Source organism: Blautia caccae, assembly GCF_040095955.1.
GTDB classification, from domain to species: Bacteria; Bacillota; Clostridia; order Lachnospirales; family Lachnospiraceae; genus Blautia; species Blautia celeris.
Window position 1 is genome coordinate 58,856 of sequence record NZ_JBBMFP010000023.1, and the last position, 26,087, is coordinate 84,942.

At 47.1% G+C, this 26,087-nt stretch carries 22 protein-coding genes; 17 read left to right on the forward strand and 5 right to left on the reverse strand.

Annotation, left to right across the window (positions count from 1 at the left end):
* Positions 1 to 412 precede the first annotated feature (412 nt).
* Positions 413 to 820: an HIT family protein gene (locus tag WMO65_RS20655; protein WP_148393307.1), complete on the reverse strand. Its 408-nt coding sequence runs from the start codon at positions 818 to 820 to the stop codon at positions 413 to 415.
* 167 nt (positions 821 to 987) lie between these two features.
* Here WMO65_RS20655 and WMO65_RS20660 point away from each other — a divergent pair, with 167 nt between their 5' ends.
* Together WMO65_RS20660 and WMO65_RS20665 are read left to right on the forward strand one after the other, a co-directional pair.
* A complete protein-coding gene (locus tag WMO65_RS20660) occupies positions 988 to 1,497 on the forward strand; it encodes an L-2-amino-thiazoline-4-carboxylic acid hydrolase (RefSeq protein WP_187370656.1) in 510 nt (169 codons plus the stop codon).
* 84 nt (positions 1,498 to 1,581) lie between these two features.
* A complete protein-coding gene (locus WMO65_RS20665; RefSeq protein WP_103732789.1) occupies positions 1,582 to 2,541 on the forward strand; it encodes a GNAT family N-acetyltransferase in 960 nt (319 codons plus the stop codon).
* Positions 2,542 to 2,583: 42 nt separating this feature from the next.
* Here the strand turns inward: WMO65_RS20665 and WMO65_RS20670 are convergent, their stop codons facing one another.
* Genes WMO65_RS20670 through WMO65_RS20680 form a run of 3 tightly spaced genes read right to left on the reverse strand, consistent with a single transcriptional unit; the run spans position 2,584 to position 5,063 of the window.
* On the reverse strand, positions 2,584 to 3,615 hold the full coding sequence (locus tag WMO65_RS20670; RefSeq protein ID WP_103732790.1) for a M42 family metallopeptidase: 1,032 nt from the start codon (positions 3,613 to 3,615) through the stop codon (positions 2,584 to 2,586).
* Positions 3,560 to 4,342 carry a queuosine precursor transporter gene (locus tag WMO65_RS20675; protein ID WP_225305274.1) on the reverse strand — a complete coding sequence of 261 codons (783 nt, stop codon included), beginning with the start codon at positions 4,340 to 4,342 and terminating at the stop codon, positions 3,560 to 3,562. Before WMO65_RS20675 ends, WMO65_RS20670 begins: the two co-directional genes overlap by 56 nt.
* Complete coding sequence (locus WMO65_RS20680) at positions 4,332 to 5,063, reverse strand: radical SAM protein (protein WP_148393306.1); 732 nt, start codon at positions 5,061 to 5,063, stop codon at positions 4,332 to 4,334. Before WMO65_RS20680 ends, WMO65_RS20675 begins: the two co-directional genes overlap by 11 nt.
* Before the next feature lie 194 nt (positions 5,064 to 5,257).
* Here WMO65_RS20680 and nrdR point away from each other — a divergent pair, with 194 nt between their 5' ends.
* From nrdR to WMO65_RS20750, 14 genes are all read left to right on the forward strand, one after another.
* A complete protein-coding gene (nrdR, locus tag WMO65_RS20685) occupies positions 5,258 to 5,707 on the forward strand; it encodes a transcriptional regulator NrdR (RefSeq protein WP_033142657.1) in 450 nt (149 codons plus the stop codon).
* Positions 5,708 to 5,843: 136 nt separating this feature from the next.
* On the forward strand, positions 5,844 to 7,415 hold the full coding sequence (locus WMO65_RS20690) for an ABC transporter substrate-binding protein (RefSeq protein ID WP_033142675.1): 1,572 nt from the start codon (positions 5,844 to 5,846) through the stop codon (positions 7,413 to 7,415).
* Positions 7,416 to 7,466: 51 nt separating this feature from the next.
* The gene (locus WMO65_RS20695; RefSeq protein WP_148393305.1) at positions 7,467 to 8,411 is read left to right on the forward strand and encodes an ABC transporter permease; all 945 of its coding nucleotides are present in this window, start codon (positions 7,467 to 7,469) and stop codon (positions 8,409 to 8,411) included.
* Positions 8,412 to 8,426: 15 nt separating this feature from the next.
* Positions 8,427 to 9,239: an ABC transporter permease gene (locus tag WMO65_RS20700; protein ID WP_103732814.1), complete on the forward strand. Its 813-nt coding sequence runs from the start codon at positions 8,427 to 8,429 to the stop codon at positions 9,237 to 9,239.
* 1 nt (position 9,240) lies between these two features.
* A complete protein-coding gene (locus tag WMO65_RS20705; RefSeq protein WP_054352299.1) occupies positions 9,241 to 10,074 on the forward strand; it encodes an ABC transporter ATP-binding protein in 834 nt (277 codons plus the stop codon).
* Positions 10,074 to 10,796 (forward strand): ABC transporter ATP-binding protein, encoded by a 723-nt coding sequence (locus WMO65_RS20710; protein WP_305144628.1) that lies wholly within the window; start codon positions 10,074 to 10,076, stop codon positions 10,794 to 10,796. Before WMO65_RS20705 ends, WMO65_RS20710 begins: the two co-directional genes overlap by 1 nt.
* Before the next feature lie 1,041 nt (positions 10,797 to 11,837).
* Positions 11,838 to 13,058: an aminotransferase class I/II-fold pyridoxal phosphate-dependent enzyme gene (locus tag WMO65_RS20715; RefSeq protein WP_033142653.1), complete on the forward strand. Its 1,221-nt coding sequence runs from the start codon at positions 11,838 to 11,840 to the stop codon at positions 13,056 to 13,058.
* 14 nt (positions 13,059 to 13,072) lie between these two features.
* A complete protein-coding gene (locus WMO65_RS20720) occupies positions 13,073 to 13,960 on the forward strand; it encodes a DMT family transporter (protein ID WP_103733034.1) in 888 nt (295 codons plus the stop codon).
* An 18-nt stretch (positions 13,961 to 13,978) separates the two neighbouring features.
* Positions 13,979 to 15,367 (forward strand): MATE family efflux transporter, encoded by a 1,389-nt coding sequence (locus WMO65_RS20725; RefSeq protein ID WP_103733035.1) that lies wholly within the window; start codon positions 13,979 to 13,981, stop codon positions 15,365 to 15,367.
* A gap of 238 nt (positions 15,368 to 15,605) precedes the next feature.
* The gene (locus WMO65_RS20730; protein WP_033142651.1) at positions 15,606 to 16,040 is read left to right on the forward strand and encodes a MarR family winged helix-turn-helix transcriptional regulator; all 435 of its coding nucleotides are present in this window, start codon (positions 15,606 to 15,608) and stop codon (positions 16,038 to 16,040) included.
* 18 nt (positions 16,041 to 16,058) lie between these two features.
* Positions 16,059 to 18,224 (forward strand): ABC transporter ATP-binding protein, encoded by a 2,166-nt coding sequence (locus WMO65_RS20735; protein WP_033142650.1) that lies wholly within the window; start codon positions 16,059 to 16,061, stop codon positions 18,222 to 18,224.
* A complete protein-coding gene (locus WMO65_RS20740; protein WP_052099620.1) occupies positions 18,217 to 20,061 on the forward strand; it encodes an ABC transporter ATP-binding protein in 1,845 nt (614 codons plus the stop codon). The genes WMO65_RS20735 and WMO65_RS20740 overlap by 8 nt, the downstream gene beginning before the upstream one ends.
* A 458-nt stretch (positions 20,062 to 20,519) precedes the next feature.
* The gene (gene aroF / locus WMO65_RS20745; RefSeq protein ID WP_033142649.1) at positions 20,520 to 21,530 is read left to right on the forward strand and encodes a 3-deoxy-7-phosphoheptulonate synthase; all 1,011 of its coding nucleotides are present in this window, start codon (positions 20,520 to 20,522) and stop codon (positions 21,528 to 21,530) included.
* A gap of 4 nt (positions 21,531 to 21,534) precedes the next feature.
* Entirely contained in the window at positions 21,535 to 23,742 is a 2,208-nt protein-coding gene (locus tag WMO65_RS20750) for a DNA topoisomerase III (RefSeq protein WP_148393302.1), read from the forward strand.
* Between the two features lie 147 nt (positions 23,743 to 23,889).
* Here the strand turns inward: WMO65_RS20750 and WMO65_RS20755 are convergent, their stop codons facing one another.
* Positions 23,890 to 24,243, reverse strand: coding sequence for an ArsR/SmtB family transcription factor (locus WMO65_RS20755; protein ID WP_033142647.1), 354 nt, complete (start codon positions 24,241 to 24,243; stop codon positions 23,890 to 23,892).
* Between the two features lie 209 nt (positions 24,244 to 24,452).
* Between WMO65_RS20755 and WMO65_RS20760 the strand changes: the two genes are divergently transcribed.
* Entirely contained in the window at positions 24,453 to 25,811 is a 1,359-nt protein-coding gene (locus tag WMO65_RS20760) for a citrate/2-methylcitrate synthase (RefSeq protein WP_033142646.1), read from the forward strand.
* Positions 25,812 to 26,087 lie beyond the last annotated feature (276 nt).

Sequence of the window (26,087 nt, forward strand, 5' to 3'; positions counted from 1 at the left end):
GAACAACCGTGTGAAAGGGTGGCTTGACCTTCATTCTATAGAGAATGGAGGTGGTGCACATGAAGAACAAATTCAGTTTTAATGATCTGATGCAGTTCGGAATTTTTCTAATCGCACTACTGACTTTCATTTACTTGATGAGTCATTAGTTTACATAGAAAAACCACCCTTAAACTTTGACGAGCGGGGGTGGTTTTTCTACTTTTGCATAGGTCAAACCACTTTGGACGGTTGTTCCTTTTCTATTTACAATATATCATATTAGCAGGTGAAATTCAATAGGTTTTGAAAATTTAATTCATGAATAAAACGATTAAATAATTTGTTTATATCAAGATATAGATTGCAAATATAAATATAGGTATACAAAACAGACTACAGACAAGCATAAATAATAAGCAGTCATGTCCTGTCAATGAATGCATGGACGAAACTGTTCTTTCAAATGCCAGGAAAGCTGTTCCGTTAAAAGCTCATGCCATTTTACTTTCTGATTTTCCCAGAAGCAGTCATCTCTATACCGGGGAATGATATGTACATGAAAATGTGTTCCTTCATCCATGACCAGACCATTATTCTGCACAATAGTAACACCTAGTATATCAAACTTTGTTTCCATGATCTCTGCCACCTGCTGCTCAAGCAGAATCAGCTCTGTTAAAACAGATTCCGGAACTTCCCGGATGTTTTCATAATGCTGTTTGGAGATGATCAATAAATGGCCTTTTTGAATCGGGTTTATATCGTAAACCATAAAAAAATGATCCGTTTCAGCCAGTATTTGTGAGTCCTCAATACATTCGCAAAAGATGCACTTCATTTTGTATTCCTCCTGGATTGATTAAAATGAAAGAAGTTACGGATTAAAGGAGTTACAGATTGTTTCCGAACATCCCCCTATGCTATAATCTATTCGTAAGACATTATACAGTAAGACTAAGGTAACTGACAACTATGTTTGTAATAAACAGGCAGGGGGGGAAAAATATGGAAAAAAATTGTATATCTAAAATAAAAAACGAACCAAAGATCAAGAATAAACTCATCCAGGCTGTCAGAGGACAGCTTGAACAGCGTGCGGCGTGGCTGTATCTTCTTTGTGATGAAGCCGGAAAAAGAGGGCTTGACTGGGAAGATTTCGGAAGCGCGGCAATCCGCCGCTGTGGCCTGGGGCAGGGGGCGGAGTTAGTAAAACAAGGAGGGACCAATAGTCTGAAAGGTCTCAGAAAACAGTTATTTACAAAACCTGCCCAGTGGGTATTTGAAATGAAGATCAGAAAAAGCACAGACAAAGAGCTGGCCATTGATTTTCATTACTGTCCGTTAGTAAAAGCCTGGCAGAAAGCCGGCTGTACAGACGAAGAAATATCGAAACTCTGCGACATAGCCATGTGCGGCGACCACGGCATTGGAGAGGCTTACGGCGGCCGTCTGAAACTTCTGAGATCCATAGCCAAAGGTGATGATGTATGCCGTTTATATTATCATAAAAAGTAATACCTATGACGGTTCACAGTCCTGCCTTGGGGCAGCAAGGTGAACCGCAGTCATGCCGCACCGTATCAAACATAAGGAGAATACATGAATATTGTCAATTTTACACGTGAACATATTGCAAACGCAAAGAAACTTGCCCTGTCATGCTACCAAGAGGAGCAGAACAGGGTACCGGATCTTCCGGGTGCCAAGGAACTAACCGACTTAACATATTTTGCTGACAACGGCCTGGGAGCAGCAGCATACGAAGGCAATACGATGACAGGCTTTCTGTGCTGTACAGAACCGTTTGACCATGCGTTTGGATCGACAGATGCCAAAGGGATATTCTCTCCTATGGGCACTCATGCAGCAGTGAGGCAGAACAGAGCAGACATATACGCTGCCATGTACCGGTTTGCCGCACGGAAATGGGTCAGAGCCGGTGCGGTCAGCCACGGCATCTGCTTATATGCTCACGATGAAACGGCGCAGCAGCAGTTTTTTCGCTATGGTTTTGGCATGCGGTGTATCGATGCTGTCCGAACCATGGAGCCGATAACCTGTATCCGAAATGAAAACTATGAAATCGAGGAGCTTACCCCGGAAACAATTTCTCTGGCGTATCCGCTGGAACTTATGCTGATGCGTCACTATTACAGCAGCCCGTTTTTCATGAACCGTGCCGCAGCGGCACAGGAAGACTTCTGCAGCACATTTACAGCAGAAGAAGAACGATGTTTTATATCCAGGTATAAAGGTCAGCCATGCGCATACCTGAAAATTTCCCAGTCCGGTGAAACCTGTATTACCGAAATTCCGGAGTATCTGCACATAACAGCAGCGTACTGCCTTTCGGAACACCGGGGCAAAGGCGTATTTCAGAACCTTCTTAATTATGCGGTTGATTTATTAAAAAAAGAAGGCTATGCGTATCTGGGTGTAGACTATGAGAGTCTGAACCCGACCGCATATGCCTTCTGGCAGAAATATTTTTCAGCGTATACCCACGGTCTTGTCCGTCGTATTGATGAACATATTCTGCAGGTATCAGAGCGTATCTAAGCTCTTTATGTAGTAATCGGACTGAAAAGCGCAGATCCGGGGTTATCCAAGATATCCTTTCAGCAGTAAAAAGGTATTTTTCATTCCCTCCACGTGGCTTCTCTCATATCCATGGGAAGCGTACACGCCTGCGCCGATCAGTCCATGCCGCACGTCATATCCCGCGGTCAGCGCCACATCCGCATCTGACCCGTAATGGGGATACACATCCACCGCATAAGCAAGTCCCATATCCCGGGCGGTCTTCACTAAAGATGTAACCAGGTCATAGTGATAAGGCCCCCTGCTGTCCTTGGCACAGATGGATACCTGCCGTTCCGTACAGCTAAGGCTGTTGCCGACACATCCCATATCTACGGAGATCACATCCTTTACCCCATCCGGGACAGAAGCGGCCCCGCCGTGGCCAACTTCCTCAAAGACGGTCATGTGCTGATAGACCCTGTTTTTCAGGGAGACATTTTCATCTTTTACATATTTTGCGTAACCCAGCAAAATGGCAGCGCTGAGTTTGTCATCCAGAAAACGGCTCTTGATATATCCTGATTTTGTTATCACAGTCCTGGGTTCAAAACATACATAATCCCCTGTAGAAATACCAAGCGCAGCCACGGACTCTTTATCGGTGACCGGTTCGTCCAGTACAATTTCCACAGTATCGAATGATCTTCCGGTCTTGTCATATTCCCCGTTTACATGAATGGAAGCATTGACAAGCTGACAGGTGCCCTCATAGATGCCGTCAAAGCGTGTGACGATCCGGCAGTTTTCCGCTTCCGCGTTATTAGCATTCATCCCGCCGATGGGTGTAATCTTCAGCCGTCCGTTTTCCTTGATCTCAGAGACCATGGCCCCAAGCGTGTCCACATGTGCCTCCAGGAGAACACCGTGTTTTACGTCGCCGCTTTCCAGATCCACCAGCACACCGCCCTTGACGGTTTTCTGCGGATGGTATCCCAGACGTTCATACTCTGCCATCAGGTAATTGGCAGCCTTTTGGGTGTATCCGGAGGGACTGTCAATTGCCAGCAGATTTTTCATTTGCTCCAGAATATAATCCAGATATTTGTCCATAATGATATCCCTTTTCTTTTTTTGTCACATTTCCATCCTTTTTATGTTTTATCCGCCGGGCCATATATACAAACGGTGTATCAAGCAGACTGGTAAATACAAAAATTACATAACTGGATACACAGATGCGCAGAAGCACCGGAAACTGATACATGCCCCAAAACGCGCCAAAAGTATACAGAACAGTATTTAAAAGCTGTGACACCAATGTGGAACCATTGTTGCGGAGCCATAAAAATCCCTCTGCGTTTCCAAAACGTTTTGTTGTAAATGCCCACCATTTATGGTAAGCCCAGACATCAAATTTCTGAGAGACCGCATAGACCAGCAGACTTGCAAACAGCAGGCGCGGCGTATTGGAAAATATGGTATGGAACGCAGGACTTGCCCAGTCACTGGCAGAGGGGGTGTATAAAAGCCACATCTGGGAGATCAATATAAAACAGCAGGAAGTACAGATTCCCAGATTGACCGCCTTCTGGGCCTGCTTCTTGCCGCCAATCTCACTGATGATGTCCGTTACAAGAAAAGACGAGGCAAAGAGCACGTTTCCAAGCGTCTGCTCCATGCCGAAAGCACGCACCATGAGCAAGACCTCAATATTGGCTGTGATGGTACAAAAAACAGTCCATCCATACAGACCGGAAATATCAAAAAAGTAATACGCCAGCAGTACAAAACTATAAATCAGTACCAGGGATAAAATCAATAAAATCTCATTGCTCATACTTGTCACCTACCCCGAATTCCGTATTTTCCATTAAGATATCCACCCGGTCATTTCCTATATAAACAGGATAGAGATTTTCGGCAAAAAGCCGGATCACATCCCGGTCCGGTTTCATTTTCGTGGAATTTTCTACCATAATATTGATACAGACCCTCTCAAACAAAGACAGGCCGGTCTCAATATCTTTTTTCATGGAATTGAGCGTCTGACCTGTCAGCCCGAACAAAAGACACACCTCATCCGCATACTTTGCAATCTCCTGTGGTGATTCGGCAGTAATGCCCTTTTTGAGCACTTTTTCGCGAAAATCAAAATCAAAGGTTTCCACTCCCATTTTAATCTTCAGGCGGATACCCTTCTCAGCAAAAAAGTCCCGTGCCTTTGGAATCTCATCCTTGTGCATCCAGTGACACTCAAAATGCAGTTCATGGATTTCTTTTTCCTCGCAGACACTGCGTATCCGTTCCAGAGTCTTTTTATCCAGGTCACAAAAACTTCCCGAATTGATCACTTCCAGTTTCTTAAAACATCCTGTGACTTTTGCAAGCTCCCTTTCGTTTAAAAGGAAATTGGCCTCCTCATCCCTGGAAAAATCCAGATGATAGTCACAGAAGGAGCAGCGGCGCCATTTGCACCCGTTTCCCCGAAGGAGTAAAATCTCCCTGGGATTTTTTTCCCGTATCACACTGTAACGGTTACTTGGTTCTTGAATACTCATTTTTTCCTCCTTAGTTTTATTTATAGACAGGATGGTTACGAACTGTCTTTGGCAGTTCAGCTTATCTGAACTGTTGCCATTCTAGCAGAAAACATACAAAAATACAAGTGAAAATCATTGACGTAAGACGTCCATATGTACTATACTTACCCATAGGTAACTTTACATAACATAAGTTCAAGGAGGACCTTTACATGAAATGTCCATTTTGCAATCAAGACAACACCCGCGTCATAGATTCCAGACCGGTTCCAGATAATAATTCCATCCGAAGGAGAAGACAGTGTGACGAGTGCGGCAAGCGCTTTACCACTTACGAGAAAATAGAGACGATCCCACTGGTTGTTATCAAAAAAGACCAGAGCCGCGAACAATACGACCGCACCAAGATCCAGGACGGCATCATGCGTGCCTGCTACAAACGCCCCATCTCCGTAGAGCAGATTGAAAAAATCATAGATGAGATCGAAACCGAGATCTTCAACAAAGAAGACCGCGAAATCCCCAGCACCGAAATCGGCGAAATCGTCATGGACAAACTAAAAGACCTTGACGCCGTAACCTACGTCCGCTTCGCCTCTGTCTATCGTGAGTTCAAAGACGTAAACACCTTCATGGACGAATTGAAAAAAATCCTGAATTGATAGGTTTCGTGGAGCGGCGGGCAGATCCAGCCTTGGCCATGTCTCCAAAATAATACTTGCAATCCCCCCACCATTCCGCTACAATAACCATGACAATTAAATAATGAGGGAACTTCAAATGTTTAAAGGAGAAACCATGAAAAGAGCAAGATTAATACCAACACTTCTCTTTGCACTTACCCTGACTATTGTACTCGGCGGCTGCCAAGACAAAAAGGAAAGCGGTAAAGAGTCCAAAAACAACGAAAGTTCCACAGAAACAAAAGCGGAACCAACCATGGGAGGTTCCATTGTAGTAGGAATTCCTCAGGATATTGAGGATAGTCTTGACCCACACAAATCGGTAGCGGCAGGAACAAAAGAAGTCCTATTCAACATTTATGAAGGCTTAGTAAAGCCTGATGAAAAAGGCAATTACATCGATGCAGTAGCCCAGTCGCACACCATTTCAGAGGACGGCAAGACTTACACCTTTACACTTCGTGAGGGCGTAAAATTCCACAATGGAGCGGACGTTACCGTAGACGATGTGAAATATTCGATCGAGCGATGCGCCGGTATCACGGAAGGAACAGAACCGTTGATAGCGGCGTTTTCTAATGTGGAAAACGTCGAAACCCCCGATGACAAAACCATTGTCATCCATTTAAAAGAAGCTGACACAGAATTTCTGGCCTACCTCATTGTGGCTGTCATTCCCAAAGATGCCCAGGATCTGGCGACCAACCCTGTGGGCACAGGTCCCTTTATGTATGCATCCCGGTCTCCCCAGGAGAATATTAAGATCAAAAAATTCGCAGACTACTGGGATACGGAAAACCAGGCATATCTGGATGAGGTCACCTTCAAGGTGGTAAGTGACAGCAATGCTATTGTGACCGGATTAAAGGGCGGCTCTCTGGATATGGTAGCACGCATTGATTCCAACCAGTCTGCCCAGCTTAAAGGTGAGGATTTTACCATCTATGAAGGCGGCATGAATCTGGTGCAGGCATTATACCTGAACAATGGAGAGGCACCCTTTGACAACGTAAAAGTACGTCAGGCACTCTGCTATGCAGTGAACCGCCAGGATGTGCTTGATATGATCGCGGACGGAAAAGGAACCATAATCGGCAGCAGTATGTTCCCTGCATTTGACAAATACTACATGCCGGAGCTGGCAGACAAATATCCGCAGGATGCAGGTAAAGCCAAAGCCCTGCTTGCGGAAGCCGGATACCCGGACGGATTTGACATGACGATCACAGTGCCATCCAACTATCAGCAGCATGTGGACACTGCCCAGATACTGGTGGAGCAGTTAAAACAGATTGGTGTCAATGCCAAGATCCAGCTTGTGGAATGGGACAGCTGGCTCAGCGATGTTTACGGCGACAGGAAATTCCAGTCTACAGTAGTCGGTGTGGACGCAGCTTATTTAAGCGGCCGTGCTCTGCTGGAGCGTTTTACCTCTGATTCTTCTAAAAATTTCATTAACTTTCATAATGAAGAGTATGATAAACTCTATCAGCAGGTAAAGAAAAGCACAGACGATAAAGAACAGACAGAACTCTACAAGAAGATGGAAACCATTCTTGCAGATGACGCGGCAAATGTCTACATTCAGGATATGGCTTCAGAGGTTGCTCTCAGAAAGTCATACAGTGGTTTTGAATTCTATCCGCTGTACGTTCTGGATCTGGCAAAAATCTACAAAGTAAAATAAAGCCCGGCCGGATGTACCGGGGAAACATACACGGAAAAGGAGAAAGACAGAATGAAATATATTGTGAAAAAAACAGGAACTCTCATTATAACATTGTTAATTGTCTCTTTTCTGTCCTTTATGGCTTTTTCCGTGATCCCCGGTGATGCGGCAAAATCAAAACTGGGAACAGAGGCCACAAAGGAACAGGTAGAGGCACTGCAGCATGAGATGGGCCTGGATAAACCGGTTCTGGTCCGCTACGGCCTGTGGCTGAAAGATTTTGTAACAGGAGACATGGGTGAGTCCTACAGTTATTCCATGCCGGTGCAGGAGATGATCGCGGATAAAATACCTGTCAATCTTACCATGGTACTCATGGGATTTTTTATCATCCTGCTGTTTTCCATACCTCTCGGCATTTTTACTGCCAGCCATGAGGGCGGGATGCTTGACCGTTTTCTCATGACATGTAATCAGGTGGTCATGTCGGTTCCCGGTTTTTTTCTGGGTATTTTGATCACATATGTATTCGGACTGGTGCTTAAATGGTTCACACCTGGAGCCTATGTCTCCCCATCCGAAAATTTTGGCGGATTTTTAGCCTACCTCATAGCGCCCAGCATAGCCATCGCTCTTCCAAAAAGTGCAATGGCGGTGAAAATGCTGCGCAGTTCCGTGATCACCCAGCTTCACATGGATTATGTGCGCACTGCTTACAGCCGCGGAAACAGGACAGGGCGTGTCCTCGGCAGGCATGTGCTGAAAAATGCACTGATTCCGGTGCTCACGTTCTGGGCTATGACCATTGCGGATATTATGGCAAACAGCATTATTCTGGAGCAGGTGTTTACCATTCCCGGCATGGGCAGCCTGCTGATCACCTCCATTTCCAACAGGGATTATCCTGTCGTCCAGGGAATCATTGTGCTGATTGCAGCAATGGTGGTGCTCATCAATTTTACGGTTGACATTTTATACGGAAAAATAGACCCGCGGATACGCATGGATGCTTAGACAGGAGGAGAGAAGATGAGAAAAGACAGAAAAAACAAGTCGGGCAATCTGATCATCGGTGCCTCTCTGGCAGGATTCATGCTGTTATTTCTGCTGATTGGCCTTTTGTACACGCCTTATGATCCTGACGCCATGAGCGGCGGCGCTAAATTCGCGGCACCTTCCCTGGCGCACTTATTTGGATGCGATCAGTTTGGGCGTGATATTTTAAGCCGTGTCATGAAAGGAACAGGCACCACCTTTTTTGTGGGCGCGGCGACCGTTATGATCGGGGGCGGAATCGGCCTTTTGGTGGGGGCGTTTACCGGATATTTTGGCGGATGGCTGGATGAGATCCTTATGCGTTTTAATGATGCGGTTGTCTCTTTTCCAAGTATTTTGCTGGCCCTGGTATTCATCAGTATCTTAGGACCTGGAAAATACAATGTGATCCTGGCCCTTGGTGTTGTGTTCATTCCCAGCTTTGCCAGGATGACGAGAAGTGAATTTATATCCCAGAGGGAAATGGATTATGTGAAAAGTGCAAGGCTTATGGGAGCTTCTCATCTGCGGATCATGTTTATACACATCCTTCCCAATACCCTGCCAACTGTTCTGGCTACGGCTGCCATTGGATTTAACAACGCGGTGCTGGCTGAGGCGGGCATGAGTTATCTGGGAATCGGTGTGCAGCCTCCGGATGCCAGTCTTGGAAGAATGCTGTCTGAGTCCCAGGCATATCTGGCGACAGCGCCCTGGTGCGCTCTTTTTCCCGGGGTGGCGGTTATCCTCCTGGCACTGGGATTTTCCCTGTTAAGTGACGGGCTGCAGAAGAAAGGCGGGAAGTAATATGGCATTACTGGAAATAAAAAATCTGGCAATTGAATTTCATGATACCGTACCGCCCACAAAAATTGTGGAGAACATTTCTTTTTCCATGGAGGAAGGGGAAATACTGGGAATCGTAGGGGAATCCGGTTCAGGCAAAACGCAGACGGCCCTTTCTGTCATGGGTCTTTTGGGCGAACATGCCAAAATGCCCAGAGGAGAGATTTTGTTTCAGGGCAGAGATATTCTGAAGATGCAAAAAGAAGAGTTGTGGAAAATACGGGGCAGAGAGATCGGCATTATTTTCCAGGAACCCATGACATCCCTGAATCCGGTCATGACAATCGGAGAGCAGGTGGAGGAAGCCATGCGAATTCACAGCCATTTCAGTGCCCGGGAACGAAAAGAAAAGGCACTGCAGATGATGAAAAACGTGGAGCTTCCCAATCCGGAGCTTCTGTATGACAAATATCCCCATCAGCTCTCAGGCGGCATGCGTCAGCGTGTCATGATCGCGGCAGCTCTTGTGATGGGGCCCAAGCTTCTGATTGCGGATGAGCCCACCACAGCACTGGACGTGACCATACAGGCCCAGATCTTAAAGCTCCTTCAGAAAATCAACAGGGAACAGGGAACCGCAATTCTCTTTATCTCCCATGACCTGGGTGTTATCCGTCATCTATGCAGCCGTGTTATTGTCATGAACCGGGGAAAAGCTGTGGAACAGGGAAGTGTGCAGGAGATATTTGAGCATCCTTCCATGGAATATACAAAAAAACTCCTGGCAGCCATACCAACCAGAAGAACTTCTCTCAGAAGGCGGTCAGCAGCAAAACAGGAAAGGGGCGGGGCATAATGGAACCTGTACTGGAAGTAAAACACGTAAGTGCATCTTACCGTGAAGGCAAAAAAGAACAGCAGGTGCTGAAGGACATTGATTTTACGGTCCATAAAAACGAGATTCTGGGTCTGGTCGGAGAGAGCGGATGCGGAAAAACCACACTCTCCAAAGCAATCCTGGGATTTGTAAAAGTGCAGGATGGTGAGATCATACATCACACCGGGAATCCCCAGATGATCTTCCAGGACCCCTATTCCTCCCTCAACCCTTCAAAACGTGTGGCATGGATCCTGGAGGAGCCGCTGCGCATGCAGAAAATACCAAAAGAGGAGCGGCGCAGGAAAGTCCTTGCCATGGCAGAAAAGACAGGGCTTTCCAAAGAACACCTGAAACGCCGTCCCCGGGAATTATCCGGCGGCCAGCGGCAGAGAGTGAGTATCGCGGTTTCTCTTCTCCAGGAATCACAGTTCATCATTGCGGATGAGCCGGTGTCAGCCCTGGATGTTACCATTCAGCGGCAGATCATGGAACTGATCATAAAACTACAGGAAGAGATGAAGTTTTCCGTTCTTTTCATTTCTCATGATCTGAATGTGATTTATCAGATGTGTGACAGGGTTATGGTGATGAGAGATGGCAAGATTGTGGAAGAAGGGAATGTGGAGGAGGTATTTGCCAGTCCGAAGGCTGATTATACAAAAGAATTGATGGCTGCTACAATGGATGTGGAAGAATAACGGCATTTGGCGGACGCCGGGTCTGGCCATAAGCTTCCCTGTACGGACGGGAGCAGAGAACTTCCGAGCTAACACGCAACCCGCACTAAGTTCGTCGCCTTAGGGCTCTTCACTAAGTGCTTGCTAGCGTGTGGATCTCGTAAGATTCTCTAAGCGCTCCTAAACGCCCGTACAGGGAATCTTATGACCAGACCCGCCTGTTTTTCAATATGGGAATATACCTCCAGAATAACTGTGCCACGAAATAGATTATAAACTGCATGAAAAAGAAATTTCCTGTATTTACCTATAAGTTCAATAGAAATATCAGGGCTATATGTAATAATAAAGAGGTTTTGACAAGAATCATAATAATTTACCCATAATTTTTGTCTTAAGTAAAAAAATCATATGCAATATCTGGAATTACATTTTAAAAGTCTCTTATATTTACCTATAATTTCTTAAATGATAAACTCATTTATTTGTAGCAGCTTAAATTCGCCATTAAAATGATTCCGAATTTACATACCATATCATATCGAAATACCAAACTTATATGAAGTCATAAAAAAGAATGAGCATTATTCTGTCCTGTTATCAGGAATTTATCCGGCAGGATCTCCAATGCAGTTCGCAACATTTTTCGTGTTCCAATTATTTCCCACTTATCAACTGTTCCACATACAAAGTCAGCCGAACCTGGCCGCAGGCTTCCCCGCACGGGCGTTTAGGAGCGTCCAGAGAAGCTTACAAGATCCATGCGTTAGCAAGCACTTAGTGAAGAGCCCTAAGGCGATGAACTTAGTGCGGCTTACGCATTAGCTTGTAAGTTCTCTGCTCCCGTCCGTGCGGGGAAGCCTGCAGCCAGGTTCGGCGTCCGGGTATATATCCCTTCTAACCGGCAGTCAACACAGCACTATTTACCACATAAAAAGCATCATGCCGCTTGCGTTTTCCACGGCGAAGTGATAAAATTTTCAACAATAACATCTGCAGTGCAATATAACATAAATCACGATCCCACAGGAATAGAATGGGAAAAGCGGAGAGGAGAATAACATGAGAACTTTTGATAAATCTTCAAAATTAGACAACGTCTGCTATGATGTCCGGGGACCGGTGCTGGATGAGGCCAACCGGATGCAGGAGAGCGGCATTGATGTGCTGAAATTAAACATAGGAAATCCGGCACCCTTTGGTTTCAAAGCACCGGAGGAAGTGATACTGGATATGATCTACACACTCCGGGACTCTCAGGGATATTCAGATTCCCATGGGATATTTGCTGCCAGAAAAGCGATCATGCAGTACTGTCAGATCAAGAACATAAAAGACGTGGCCCTGGAAGACATCTATACAGGGAATGGTGTCAGCGAGCTTATCAACATGGTGACTCAGGGGCTTATTGATGACGGGGATGAGATTCTGGTACCTTCCCCGGATTACCCGCTGTGGACCGGCTGTGTGACGCTGGCAGGAGGAAAGGCTGTGCATTATATCTGTGATGAACAGGCAGACTGGTATCCGGATATTGAGGATATGCGCAGCAAGATTACGGATAAGACAAAAGCCATTGTGATCATCAATCCAAACAATCCGACGGGAGCTGTCTATCCCAAGGAAGTGCTGGAGGAGATCGCTGCGCTGGCAAGAGAGCATGATCTGATGATTTTCTCTGATGAAATCTATGACCGCCTGACCATGGACGGGGTGGTGCATCATTCCATCGCTGCCCTGGCACCGGACGTGTTCTGTGTTACCATGAACGGCCTTTCAAAATCCCACATGGTGGCCGGATTCCGCTGCGGCTGGATGGTCTTAAGCGGGCCGAAAGAGAGGGCAAAGGGATATATCGAAGGGCTGAATATGCTGTCCAACATGCGTCTCTGCTCCAATGTTCCGGCACAGTCTATTGTACAGACAGCCCTGGGCGGTTTTCAGAGTGTACAGGAATACCTGCAGCCGGGAGGGCGCATCTATGAGCAGAGGGAATATATTTACAAGGCAGTCAATGATATTCCCGGTCTGTCGGCTGTGAAGCCAAAAGCGGCTTTCTATATTTTCCCCAAAATAGATACAAAGCGTTTTCATATTCTGGATGATGAGAAGTTTGTCCTGGACTTTTTGAAAGAGAAGAAGGTGCTTCTGACTCATGGAAAAGGATTTAACTGGGGAGAGCCGGATCATTTCCGTATTGTGTATCTGCCGAATCTGGAACAACTGAAAAGTGCAGCCAATAAACTGGCTGATTTCCTGGACGGTTATCATCAGAAACTCTGAAAGAGGCAGATAGAATGAAACAGAGACAAAAGGGAATTCTCTGCATTCTCATGGCAGCCTTCTGTTTTGCGCTGATGAACACCTTTGTGCGTCTGTCAGGGGACCTGCCGTCTGTGCAGAAGAGTTTTTTCAGGAATCTGGTGGCAGCAGCCTTTGCAGGTTCCATACTGATAAAAAATAAAGCCTGGTATTCAGGAAAAAAAGGAAATATGAAATATCTGCTGTGCCGTGCGGTTTTCGGCACAGCAGGTATTTTATGTAATTTTTACGCGGTGGATCATCTGGTGCTGGCAGATGCCTCCATGCTCAATAAGATGTCCCCGTTTTTTGCCATAATCTTCAGTCTGTTCCTGCTGAAAGAAAAACCGAATAAACTGCAGGTGGGAGCTGTGATCCTGGCCTTTGCGGGAAGTCTTATGATCGTTAAGCCTACGGGGACGGGAATGAGCTTTCTGCCTGCCCTTATTGGACTTGCAGGGGGAATGGCGGCAGGGTTGGCTTATACTATGGTGCGCGTGCTGGGAGGCAGGGGAGAGAAAGGGCCGTTTATTGTGTTTTTCTTTTCCTGTTTTTCCTGTCTGGTGACGCTTCCGTATCTGCTTTTCTTCTACCATCCCATGAGCCATATGCAGCTTTTGTATCTGCTTCTGGCGGGAGCAGCGGCGGCAGGGGGGCAGTTCTCCATTACAGCCGCTTATTGTTTTGCGCCTGCCAAGGAGATTTCGGTTTATGATTATTCTCAGGTTATTTTTTCGGCAGTTCTGGGCTTTATCCTGTTTTCACAGGTGCCGGACGTGCTCAGTATCCTGGGATATTTGATCATCTGTGCCATGGCAGTCTGGATGTATCTGTATAATACGGGAAAGCTGGGAAACGCAGGGGCTATGGGCCGTTCCCGGTGAAAGGAAGTGTAGGAAAGAATGCAATGGATAAAAAAACTGCATGAGGCACATAATGAGGAGCATGATTTTTCCCGGGGCAGTATCCCCGGGAATATTTTAAGACTTTCTCTGCCGCTTATGGTGGGGCAGTTCATCAACGTGCTCTATAGTATTGTAGACCGAATGTACATAGGACGTATCCCGGGGGCGGATTCCTCGGCGCTGACCGGTGTGGGGGTTTCCTTTCCGATCATTACGGTTGTCATGGCATTTGCCTTTCTGATTGGAACCGGCGGGCCGCCGCTCTGCTCCATTGCGAGAGGAAAACAGGAGGATGACAAAGCGGAAGTGATCATGGGCAATGCGTTTGCCCTGGTGGTCATTGCCGGTATCCTTATTATTATTCTGGGGCTTGCGGTAAAACGGCCTCTTCTATATGCGCTGGGCGCAAGTGAGGCTACTTTCCCATATGCGGACGATTACATCAGTATATATCTGCTGGGCAGTGTATTTGTCATGATCAGTATGGGGATGAATGGATTTATCAACTGTCAGGGATTTGCCAGGATCGGTATGCTGACCGTGCTGATCGGCGCTGTGATCAATATTGTGCTGGACCCTGTGTTCATTTTTTTATTCCACATGGGCGTGCGCGGGGCGGCAATCGCCACGGTCATCTCCCAGGCGGTGTCAGCTCTGTGGATCGTTCGTTTCCTGACCGGACCAAGAACACTTCTTCGTCTCAGGGCAGGATGTATGAGACTGAAATTGTCCTATGTAAAGGACATTCTGGCTCTTGGGCTGTCCGGCTTTATCATGCAGGCTACCAACTGTATGGTGCAGATCGTCTGCAATGTCACCCTGCAGAATTTTGGCGGGGATATCTATGTTGGAGTTATGACCATTATCAATTCCGTGAGGGAGGTCTTAAGCGTCCCGGTCAATGGATTTACCCAGGGGGCCCAGCCCGTAATAGGCTTTAATTACGGCGCGGGAAAATACAGCCGGGTGAAGCAGGGAATCAAATTCATGTCCGTGATCTGTATCGGCTATACCACGGTGGTCTGGATCCTCACCATGCTGGTGCCCGGCGCCTTTATTGCTATTTTCAATGGAAGCGGGGAGCTGATGGAGGCAGGTGTCCATGCCATGAGGATTTATTTCTTTGGATTCTGCTTCATGTCCCTGCAGTTTTCCGGTCAGACTGTCTTTACCGGGCTTGGAAAGGCAAAGCAGGCAATCTTCTTTTCCCTGCTCAGGAAGGCAGTGATCGTGGTGCCCCTCACCCTCATTCTGCCCCACGTGGCAGACCTTGGGGTGAACGGTGTATTTTTAGCGGAACCCATCTCTAATTTTATCGGCGGTACTGCCTGTTTTGTTACTATGCTGTGTATTATGTGGCCTGCGCTTTCCAGAGAAAAAGCATGACGAAGAAAAGAGTGGCATTTACAAAAGTGCATCGTGCGATTGACGAAAAAGTCATCCGCACGGTGCCTTTTTTCGGCTTTTTTTAATTCTTCGGTGTAACAAAAAGATTAGCCGGCTAATAAAATAAGATAAAGAAATTATAAAAAAAGGATAAAATATAAAGCTTTATATTGAAAAATGATAAATGTTGGGATAAACTAAGTTAGTCGACTAACTAATGAGAAGGGAGGCGGAAGAAATGATGTGTGGTAATGAAGACAGCCTGCAGAGTCTGTTTATAAAAACAACCCATATGTATTTTGGCAGGGCCTATGAGGCGCTGCGGGAGATGGATGTGCATCCCAGGCAGGTGCCGATGCTTCATCTGCTGGGAAAAAAAGAAGGATTGAGCCAGCGGCAGATTTCGGAGGAGATGAAGATAAAACCTCCGACTGTGGCAGTCTCCATTAAAAGGATGGAGAAGTCAGGGCTTATTATCCGCAGGGCGGATGAGAAGGACCAGCGCATGAGCCGCATTTATCTCAGCCCCAAGGGACGTGAACTCAATGAAAATGTTCAGAAAATGGTGGAAGACAGCGAAAATGCCATTTTCCGCGGCTTTTCAGAGAGCGAGATTTGTCTTATGAAACGGTTTTTCAAGCAGATGATCGAGAATCTGGAACAAACCAAATAAACTAAAAGGAGTGACACCATGATAAAAATGTTTCATTACATGAAAGAGCGCTGGTACTATATTGTGCTGATCATTGCTCTTTTATTCCTTCAGGCGAATTGTGACCTGGCTCTGCCGGATTACACATCTAAGATCGTCAACATAGGTATCCAGCAGAAGGGAATTGAGGACGGCGTTCCGGAAAAAATTCGGGAGGAGTCCATGGATAAACTCTTTCTGTTCATGGAAGAGAAAGATGTGGAGACAGTCAAAGATGCCTATACCTTAAAAGGTGATATTTACGAATTAAAAGAAATTGACGCAGATAAGAGAGAAAAGCTGAACAGCATTTTCGGTATGCCCATGATGGCTGTGGAAGGTCTGGAAGAGGGCGGGGACCAGGTAAAGCAGATCAGGGAAAAAATGCAGCTTCCCGAGGATGCGGACCTGTTCCAGGTATTTTCGCAGATGCCGAAAGAACAGCTTCTGAAAATGATGGATGCCATGACCTCAGGTATGAAAGATATGCCGGATTCCATTGTGACACAGGCGGCTGTACAGTATGTAGAACTGGAGTACGAAGGCCAGGGAATCGATGTGGACCAGATGCAGATCCGCTACATTCTGATGTCAGGCCTTAAAATGCTGGGGCTGGCGCTTGTCATAATGATAGCTGCCATTTCCGTTACATTTTTGTCAGCCAGGGTGGCGGCAATACTGGGACGGAATTTGAGAAACGGTGTGTACCGCAAGGTCATATCCTTTTCCGGTGAGGAGCTGAATCATTTCTCCACAGCGTCTCTGATCACCAGAAGTACAAACGATATACAGCAGGTGCAGCAGGTGTTTGCCATGATATTCAGGATCGTACTCTATGCGCCGATCTTGGGCATCGGCGGTGTGTTAAAGGTACTGCAGACAGACGCATCCATGACCTGGATCCTCGGTGTGGCAGTAGCGGCGATCATGGTTCTGGTGGGGCTGCTCTTTAAGATCGCTATGCCAAAGTTTACAAAACTGCAGTATCTGATCGATGAGCTGAACCTGGTTTCCAGGGAAATCCTGACAGGTATTCCGGTTATCCGGGCCTTCAGCCGTGAGAAACACGAGGAGGAGCGTTTTGAAAAGGCCAATGACAGGCTTACGAAGACAAACCTGTTTGTCAACCGCTGTATGACATTTATGATGCCTGCCATGATGCTTATTATGAACGGTATCACCATTCTCATTGTCTACAACGGAGCCCATGCGGTGGACAACGGAACCATGCAGGTGGGAAATATGATGGCGTTTATGCAGTATGCCATGCAGATCATCATGTCATTCCTGATGATCACCATGATGTCTATTATGCTGCCAAGGGCAAGCGTTGCGGCAAAACGTATCAATGAGGTGATGGACACCAAGGTTTCCATCCTGGACGGCGATGCAGGAGCACTGCCGGACAAAGGGGCAAAAGGTGAGGTGCGTTTCGAGCATGTGGGATTCTCATATCCGGGTGCTGATGAGGAGACGCTTACTGATATTGATTTTTCAGCCCATAAGGGGGAAACAGTGGCATTTATCGGAAGTACAGGAAGCGGCAAGAGTACGCTGGTGAACCTCATACCGCGATTCTTTGACGTGACATCAGGCCGGATTCTGGTGGATGGCGTGGATGTGCGTGATATGAAACTCACAGAGCTGCGTGACCGCATCGGTTATGTGCCGCAGAAGGGTGTGCTCTTCTCAGGTACCATTGATTCCAACATCCGCTACGGAAAAGAGGATGCTTCGGAAGCAGAGGTTCAGCGTGCAGCAGAAGTGGCTCAGGCTTGGGATTTCATACAGGAAAAAGAGGAGAAGATGGAATCAGAGATCGCCCAGGGCGGTACCAATGTATCCGGCGGACAGAAACAGCGTCTCTCCATTGCCAGGGCCATTGCCAAACGGCCGGAGATTTACATTTTTGACGACAGTTTTTCTGCCCTTGACTATAAGACAGATGTGGTGCTTCGACGCGCACTGAAGAAAGAGACAAAAGATGCCACGACTCTCATCGTTGCACAGCGTATCAGTACCATTTTACATGCAGACCGGATCCTCGTTCTGGATGAGGGACGCGTGGTCGGTCAGGGAACCCATAAAGAGCTTTTGAAATCCTGTGAGGTATATCGTCAGATTGCCATGTCACAGCTGTCGGAGGAGGAATTGGCTAATGAGTAATACTGCGAGAAGACCGAGAGGGCCGATGGGTGGTCACGGAAAAGGAATGCCGGGCGAGAAGGCAAAAGATTTTAAAGGCGCCATGAAACGCCTGGTGAAATACATGGAGCGGTATAAGTTCCGCCTGATGCTGATGATCCTGTTTGCTGTGGGCGGTACGGTATTTAATATTGTGGGGCCGAAGATTTTAGGAAAGGCTACCACGGAACTGTTTAACGGACTGGTGTCCAAGATAAACGGCGGCAGCGGAATTAATTTCGATAAAATTGTCCAGATCCTTTTGGGATGTCTCTGCCTGTACCTGGTAAGTGCCCTGTTGTCCTTTATCCAGGGATTTATTATGACGGGAATCTCAAATGATGTAACTTATAACCTGAGAAAAGATATTTCCGAGAAGATCAACAGAATTCCCATGAAATATTTTGAGAGCAGGACCCACGGAGAGATCCTTTCCAGGATCACCAACGATGTGGATACCCTGCAGATGGGTATCAACCAGAGCGTGACCCAGCTCATCACGTCCTGCACCACCTTGGTCGGTGTGCTGGTGATGATGCTGAGCATCAATGTGTGGATGACGCTGGCAGCCCTGCTGATCCTGCCTGTTTCCATGGCGATCATCAGCAAGGTCATGAAACATTCACAGAAATATTTCCAGGCGCAGCAGAAGTACCTGGGTGAAGTAAACGGGCAGGTGGAGGAGATCTACAGCGGACATAACGTTGTGAAAGCCTTCAACAAAGAGGAATCCGTGATCAATGAATTTGAGAAGACCAATGAGAAGCTGTACAGCTCTGCATGGCGCTCCCAGTTTTTCTCCGGCATGATGATGCCTATCATGCAGTTTGTGGGAAATCTGGGATATGTGATGGTTGCCCTTTTGGGCGGATTCATGGTTATTAAGAACAGGATTGAAGTGGGCGATGTGCAGGCATTTTTCCAGTACATCAGAAACTTTACCCAGCCCATCCAGCAGATTGCCCAGGTGACGAATATGCTGCAGTCTTCAGCCGCCGCATCCGAGAGGGTCTTTGAATTTCTGGATGTCCCGGAGGAAGAGCAGATTGTGGAAAACCCTGCAGATGTAAGCCATATTGACGGCAATGTGGAAATCTGCCACACTTCCTTTGGATATGATCCGAACAAAATCATTATCCATGATTTCTCCGCATCTGTAAAAGCGGGGCAGAAGGTGGCAATCGTCGGCCCGACAGGTGCCGGCAAGACGACCATGATCAAACTGCTGATGCGGTTCTACGACGTCAATTCCGGTGAGATCCTGATCGACGGCCATAATATCAAAGATTTTAACAGAAGTGAACTGCGGGAACTGTTCGGCATGGTGCTGCAGGATACCTGGCTGTTCCACGGAACGATCATGGAAAATATCCGTTACGGCAGGCTGGACGCCACGGATGAGGAGGTTATCGCTGCGGCGAAAGCGGCGCATGCCCACCACTTCATCATGTCACAGCCCGGTGGCTACCAGATGGTGCTGAATGAGGAGACAAACAACATTTCCCAGGGACAGAAGCAGCTTCTGACCATAGCAAGGGCAATTCTGGCGGACAACCGGATACTGATCCTGGATGAGGCTACATCCTCTGTGGATACCAGGACAGAGGAGCGTATCCAGAAGGCTATGGATAACCTGATGAAGGGCAGAACCAGCTTTGTGATCGCGCACCGGCTTTCTACCATACGTGACGCGGATTTGATCCTTGTGATGAAAGACGGAGATATCATTGAGCAGGGAACCCATGAATCGCTGCTGGCAGCAGACGGATTTTATGCGAATCTGTACAACAGCCAGTTTGAGAGAGCTGAGGCAATGTAAAACGCTGATTTTTATGAGCGGTCCCGGCGGTGGGAGGACTCCTGGCAGGAACGGAAAGAGCCGTTCCCTGCCAGGGGTTCTTTTATTTTTTGGCTGCATTTTCAATTTAAACCGTTACACTTTAAATTGATAAAATAATCTGATATAAAATGATTGACAAAGCCGCCGCCGGGTAGTATTATTGGGAATAACAAAGTGAGATAGAGGTTTTATTATGACAGCAGAAATGAACGTTTGGACAAAAGCATATTATTTTGGCTTTCTGGGTTATTTTTATAACGCAGGTTCATTTTGCTACGGTAAAACATCTGTTTCATAAAGTCTTTTAAAATATTGAAAGATAGTGGAATCAGACCGGTGTTTGCGCGTAGCAGACATCGGTTTTTTGTGTTCATTGGGAAATGATTTTCCGGAACAGGAGTCAGATATCTGAAGAGAAGAAATGGAGGAAATGCATTATGATCATTGTACTGAAAAAGGGCGCGGACGAGAGAAAGGTGGAGGAGCTGAAGAAAAACCTCCTTGACAGAGGACTGAAGCTTCACATGTCCGAAGGGCTGGATACCACACTGATCGGCCTGATCGGTGATACCACAGAACTGCAGGAGGACCAGTTTCAGGCGCTGGAAGTGGTGGAGTCGGTAAAAAGAATTAAGGAGCCGTACAAGAAAGCCAACAGAAGCATGCACCCGGATGACACGGTGATCGATGTGTGCGGAAGAAAGATTGGCAGCGGGAATTTCCAGGTCATTGCAGGGCCGTGTTCTGTGGAAACCAGGGAGCAGATGATCGAGGTGGCCGAGGATGTGAAAAAATCAGGTGCAGGACTCTTAAGAGGCGGCGCATTTAAGCCCAGAACCTCCCCCTACTCTTTCCAGGGACTGGGAGACGAGGGATTGAGGCTGCTTTTAGAAGCCAAGAAACAGACCGGACTTCCCATTGTCACGGAGATCATGCGTCTGGGCCATCTGGAATTATTTGAGGATGTGGATGTGATCCAGGTCGGCACCAGAAATATGCAGAACTTTGAGCTTCTGAAAGAGCTCGGAAAGTTGAAAAAGCCCATTCTCCTCAAACGCGGCATGGCGAATACCCTGGATGAACTGCTCATGAGCGCAGAATACATTATGGCAGGAGGCAATGAGAATGTGATACTCTGTGAGAGAGGTATCCGCACATTCGAGACTTCCATGAGAAATACCCTGGATATTTCCGCGATTCCCATGCTGAAGAAAAAGACGCATCTGCCGGTCATCATAGACCCAAGCCATGCGGCGGGAATCCGTTTCATGGTAGAGCCCCTTACCATGGCAGCGATCGCGGCGGGAGCCGACGGCGTCATGATCGAAGTACACAATAATCCGGAAAAAGCGCTGTGTGACGGTATGCAGTCTTTGACACCGGCCATGTTTGACGATATAATGCAGAAAGTGAAGAAGACAACAGAATTTTTTGGAAAGGTAATGTAATTTCATGAAATCATTAGTTTTAGCAGAAAAACCGTCCGTCGCCCGGGATATTGCCAGGGTGCTGAAATGCGGGAAAAAGTTAAACGGCGCTATGGAGGGTGACAAATACATTGTGACCTGGGCCCTGGGCCACCTGGTCACTTTAGACGACCCGGAAGGCTATGACAAAAAGTACAGGGAGTGGAAAATGGAGCATCTCCCCATGATTCCAAAGAAAATGGAGCTTGTGGTGATCAAACAGACAGCCAAACAGTACAATGCAGTGAAAACACAGCTTTACAGAAACGACGTGGGAGAGATCATCATTGCCACCGATGCGGGGCGTGAGGGCGAGCTGGTTGCCAGATGGATCCTGGAAAAAGCAAACTGCCGAAAACCCATCAAACGTCTGTGGATATCCTCTGTCACAGACAAGGCGATCCGTGACGGCTTTGCCCATTTAAGAGACGGCAGGGACTACAATAATCTGTACGCAGCAGCAGTTTCCCGTGCGGAGGCTGACTGGCTGGTGGGAATCAATGCCACAAGAGCCCTGACCTGCAAATACAATGCCCAGCTTTCCTGCGGACGTGTCCAGACGCCGACCCTTGCCATGATAGCGAAACGCGAGGAGGAGATCAGAAACTTCAAACCCGTGGATTACTACGGCATGACCGTACTTGCCGGAGGCGTTCATTTTACCTGGCAGGACAAAAAGAGCGGTTCCTGCCGTTCCTTCCAGCAGGAGAAGATGGAAACCCTGTTAAAACAGGTCAAGGCAGGCTCACTTACCATAGAATCCGTAGACAAGACTGCAAAAAAGACCTTTGCGCCGGGCCTTTACGATCTGACTGAGCTTCAGAGAGATGCAAATAAAAAATTCGGCCTCTCCGCAAAAGAGACTCTGAATATTATGCAGCGCCTGTATGAGAACCACAAAGTCCTCACGTATCCGAGAACAGATTCCCGCTACATCGGAAGCGACGTGGTCGGAACCCTGAAAGAAAGGCTGAAAGCCTGTGCAGTAGGTCCCTACCGCAAACTTGCGGGCAGCCTCTCCATGAAACCCATAAAAGCCAGCAAATCCTTTGTGGATGACAAAAAGGTAAGCGACCATCATGCCATCATCCCCACAGAACAATTTGTCCAGTTAGATCACATGACAAACGAGGAGCGCAAAATCTATGACCTGGTGGTGCGCCGTTTTCTAAGTGTACTCATGCCGCCTTTTGAATACGAGCAGACAACCGTAAAAGCCCAGGCCGCAGGGGAGTGTTTTCTCGCAAAAGGCAAAATAGTAAAAAGTCCGGGCTGGAAAGAAGCCTATGAAAGCGGCTGGTCCGATGAGGATGACGAGGAGGAATACACGGGAAGCCAGGAACCGTCCCTGAAAGACCAAACTCTCCCAACCGTGAAAAAAGGTGACACCTTCCCAGCATCCAAAGCGGAGCTGACCACAGGAAAAACAAAACCCCCGGCTCATTTCAACGAGGCAACCCTGCTCTCCGCCATGGAAAATCCCATTAAATTCATGGAAAGCCATGACGCCAAAGCAGCCAAAACACTGGGCGAGACAGGCGGCCTTGGAACCGTAGCCACCCGTGCGGATATCATTGATAAACTTTTCAACACCTTCCTGATGGAAAAACGAGGCAAAGACATATACATCACCTCCAAAGCAAAACAGCTTCTGGAGCTGGTACCTGAGGACCTGAAAAAACCGGAGCTGACAGCAGACTGGGAGATGAAACTTTCCAGGATCGCAGACGGCAGGCTGAAAAAAGACGCCTTCCTCTCCGACATCAAAGACTATACCCAGGACATCATCCGGGAGATCAAGACAGGAGACGGCACCTTCCGCCATGATAACCTGACCAACACCAAATGTCCTGTCTGCGGCAAACGCATGCTCTCCGTAAACGGCAAAAACAGCAGACTCCTGGTCTGCCAGGACCGTGAGTGCGGCCACCGTGAAACCATTTCCCGTACCACCAATGCCCGTTGCCCCAAATGCCACAAACGCATGGAGCTCTATGTAAAAGGCAAGGAGGAGACCTTTATCTGCCCCTGCGGCTACAAAGAAAAACTCTCCTCCTTCCAATCCCGCCGTGAAAAAGAAGGCGCCGGCGTCTCCAAAAAAGATGTCCAGAAATACCTCACCAAGCAAAAAAAAGAAGCCTCCGAACCCCTAAACAACGCCTTCGCCGATGCCTTCGCCAAACTAAAACTATAATCATACAACCGGCGGTATCCCCTGCCTGCAAACAAGCAGCCGGGATACCGCCAGTTTCATATATTTACTCATTTATATTCCCACTTTTCCACAGCTCCCGCCAACAGCAGCCTTCACCAATATCTGCCCTCGCAGTCAGATACACCCCTACTCCTGCACATGCTCCAACCCCTGACTAAGTATAGTCTCCACATGCGCATCCGCCAAAGAATAATAAACCGTCTTCCCCTCCCTCCGGAATTTTACCAGCTTAATCTGCTTCAACACCCGAAGCTGATGCGAAATCGCACTCTGCGTCATATTCAGCACCGAAGCAATATCACAGACGCACAATTCCCCGGCCGACAAAGCATACAAAATCCGAATCCTGGTAGGATCCCCGAAAACCTTGAACAGATCCGCCAGCCCATACAATGTAGTCTCGTCCGGTATTACTTTTTTTTGTATATGATCATGCTTATGCACGCAATCACACACATCTACAGTTTCATCCATTTTCATAAGCGAACCATTCCTTTCATTCCTTTAGTTTAAAGGAAAAAATCCTTTTCTGCAAGTATACAATGCAAAAACATAGTTATGCCGGAACAGTTACTGTCTGATAAATTTATAGAATGTTTAGAAAAATTTTTCTTGTTACTGACCTTTTCTTATGGTAAAATATCGTTATGCTAAAGCGATGAAGATAAAAGAACAAGGGGGAATCTAAAATGGGATTTAATATGAAAGTAACACCTGAAATCGAAGCCCTTACAAAGATTTGCGAGGATCACAGCAAGATGGATGTGTCCCTCTATGCGAAGTATGATGTAAAGCGAGGCCTGCGTGATATCAACGGAAAAGGCGTTCTTGCCGGACTGACACAGATATCCAATATAGTCTCCAGCAAAGAAGAGGATGGAAAATCAGTTCCCTGCGAAGGTGAGCTGTACTACAGAGGAATCAACATTGAAGAATTGACCAAAGGATTTCTCCAGGAGAAACGCTTTGGATTTGAAGAAGCTACATACCTGCTGTTATTCGGAACACTGCCGACACAGCAGCAGTTAGATGATTTCTGCAAGATACTGGGCGACCAGAGATGTCTGCCACGGAATTTTGTCCGTGATGTTATCATGAAAGCTCCCAGCAGGGACATGATGAATACCCTTTCAAGGAGTGTTCTAACCTTATATTCCTACGATACGAACCCGGAGGACATATCACTTCCCAATGTACTCCGTCAATGCATCAATCTTATCAGTATTTTCCCGATGCTGTCCGTTTACGGATATCAGGCGCACCGCCATTATAACCAGAACAAGAGTTTATATATACATCATCCGAAAAAGGAACTGTCCACAGCAGAGAACATTCTTTTAATGCTGCGTCCGGATAAGAAGTATACGCCGTTTGAAGCAACCATTCTGGATTTAGCCCTGGTGCTGCATATGGAGCACGGCGGCGGTAATAACTCTACCTTTACCACGCATGTGGTTTCCTCCTCGGGAACAGATACCTATTCTGCCATTGCGGCGGCTCTCGGTTCCTTAAAAGGTCCGAAACACGGCGGAGCCAACATTAAAGTTGTACGCATGTTTGACGATATGAAGAAGCATGTAAAGGACTGGAAGGACGAGGAAGAGGTTTCCGAATACCTCAGAAAACTGCTCCATAAAGAAGCCTTTGACAAGAGAGGTCTGATTTATGGAATGGGTCATGCGGTATATTCCATATCCGATCCGCGTGCCCAGATTTTCAAGAAGTTTGTAAAACAGCTTGCAGAAGAAAAGGGAAGACAAAAAGATTACCAGCTTTACGAGATGGTAGAGCGTCTGGCACCTCAGATCATCGGACAGGAGCGTCATATCTACAAAGGTGTCAGTGCCAATGTGGACTTCTACAGCGGATTTGTTTACAGCATGCTGGAGCTTCCGCTTGAATTATATACACCGATGTTTGCCATTGCCAGGATCGTGGGATGGAGTGCGCACCGCATGGAAGAGCTGATCAACACAGACAAGATCATTCGTCCGGCCTATAAAAATGTACTGGAGACACAGCAGTATACAGTCCTGACAGAAAGATAACTGAAAAGTGACAGTTCAGACAGGTCTGCAGATTTACTGCGCTGCCTGCCTCAGGATTTTATATCTTCGGTTTAAAAACACCAGGCGGGACAGAGAAGCGCGAACAACGGCACAGTCGGGCAAAACGAACTTGAAATAATACAAAAAGAATTGACAAACACCCGGGAAAACTGTTACCATCACGGTATACTATATGCGGCACATTTGCTGTGCCTTCAGGTACGGGGTGCCATCTATGGCATGCCACAGTATCTAAAAAGTATGCCGTGAAGAATA

Coding starts and splice junctions, on each gene's coding strand:
- WMO65_RS20660 (WP_187370656.1), top strand. CDS start 988: ATGGAAAAAAATTGTATATCTAAAATAAAAAACGAACCAAAGATCAAG.
- WMO65_RS20715 (WP_033142653.1), top strand. CDS start 11,838: ATGAGAACTTTTGATAAATCTTCAAAATTAGACAACGTCTGCTATGAT.
- WMO65_RS20725 (WP_103733035.1), top strand. CDS start 13,979: ATGCAATGGATAAAAAAACTGCATGAGGCACATAATGAGGAGCATGAT.
- aroF (WP_033142649.1), top strand. CDS start 20,520: ATGATCATTGTACTGAAAAAGGGCGCGGACGAGAGAAAGGTGGAGGAG.
- WMO65_RS20700 (WP_103732814.1), top strand. CDS start 8,427: ATGAGAAAAGACAGAAAAAACAAGTCGGGCAATCTGATCATCGGTGCC.
- WMO65_RS20735 (WP_033142650.1), top strand. CDS start 16,059: ATGATAAAAATGTTTCATTACATGAAAGAGCGCTGGTACTATATTGTG.
- WMO65_RS20740 (WP_052099620.1), top strand. CDS start 18,217: ATGAGTAATACTGCGAGAAGACCGAGAGGGCCGATGGGTGGTCACGGA.
- WMO65_RS20720 (WP_103733034.1), top strand. CDS start 13,073: ATGAAACAGAGACAAAAGGGAATTCTCTGCATTCTCATGGCAGCCTTC.
- WMO65_RS20655 (WP_148393307.1), bottom strand. CDS start 820: ATGAAGTGCATCTTTTGCGAATGTATTGAGGACTCACAAATACTGGCT.
- WMO65_RS20730 (WP_033142651.1), top strand. CDS start 15,606: ATGATGTGTGGTAATGAAGACAGCCTGCAGAGTCTGTTTATAAAAACA.
- WMO65_RS20750 (WP_148393302.1), top strand. CDS start 21,535: ATGAAATCATTAGTTTTAGCAGAAAAACCGTCCGTCGCCCGGGATATT.
- WMO65_RS20690 (WP_033142675.1), top strand. CDS start 5,844: ATGAAAAGAGCAAGATTAATACCAACACTTCTCTTTGCACTTACCCTG.
- nrdR (WP_033142657.1), top strand. CDS start 5,258: ATGAAATGTCCATTTTGCAATCAAGACAACACCCGCGTCATAGATTCC.
- WMO65_RS20755 (WP_033142647.1), bottom strand. CDS start 24,243: ATGAAAATGGATGAAACTGTAGATGTGTGTGATTGCGTGCATAAGCAT.
- WMO65_RS20760 (WP_033142646.1), top strand. CDS start 24,453: ATGGGATTTAATATGAAAGTAACACCTGAAATCGAAGCCCTTACAAAG.
- WMO65_RS20670 (WP_103732790.1), bottom strand. CDS start 3,615: ATGGACAAATATCTGGATTATATTCTGGAGCAAATGAAAAATCTGCTG.
- WMO65_RS20675 (WP_225305274.1), bottom strand. CDS start 4,342: ATGAGCAATGAGATTTTATTGATTTTATCCCTGGTACTGATTTATAGT.
- WMO65_RS20695 (WP_148393305.1), top strand. CDS start 7,467: ATGAAATATATTGTGAAAAAAACAGGAACTCTCATTATAACATTGTTA.
- WMO65_RS20665 (WP_103732789.1), top strand. CDS start 1,582: ATGAATATTGTCAATTTTACACGTGAACATATTGCAAACGCAAAGAAA.
- WMO65_RS20680 (WP_148393306.1), bottom strand. CDS start 5,063: ATGAGTATTCAAGAACCAAGTAACCGTTACAGTGTGATACGGGAAAAA.
- WMO65_RS20710 (WP_305144628.1), top strand. CDS start 10,074: ATGGAACCTGTACTGGAAGTAAAACACGTAAGTGCATCTTACCGTGAA.
- WMO65_RS20705 (WP_054352299.1), top strand. CDS start 9,241: ATGGCATTACTGGAAATAAAAAATCTGGCAATTGAATTTCATGATACC.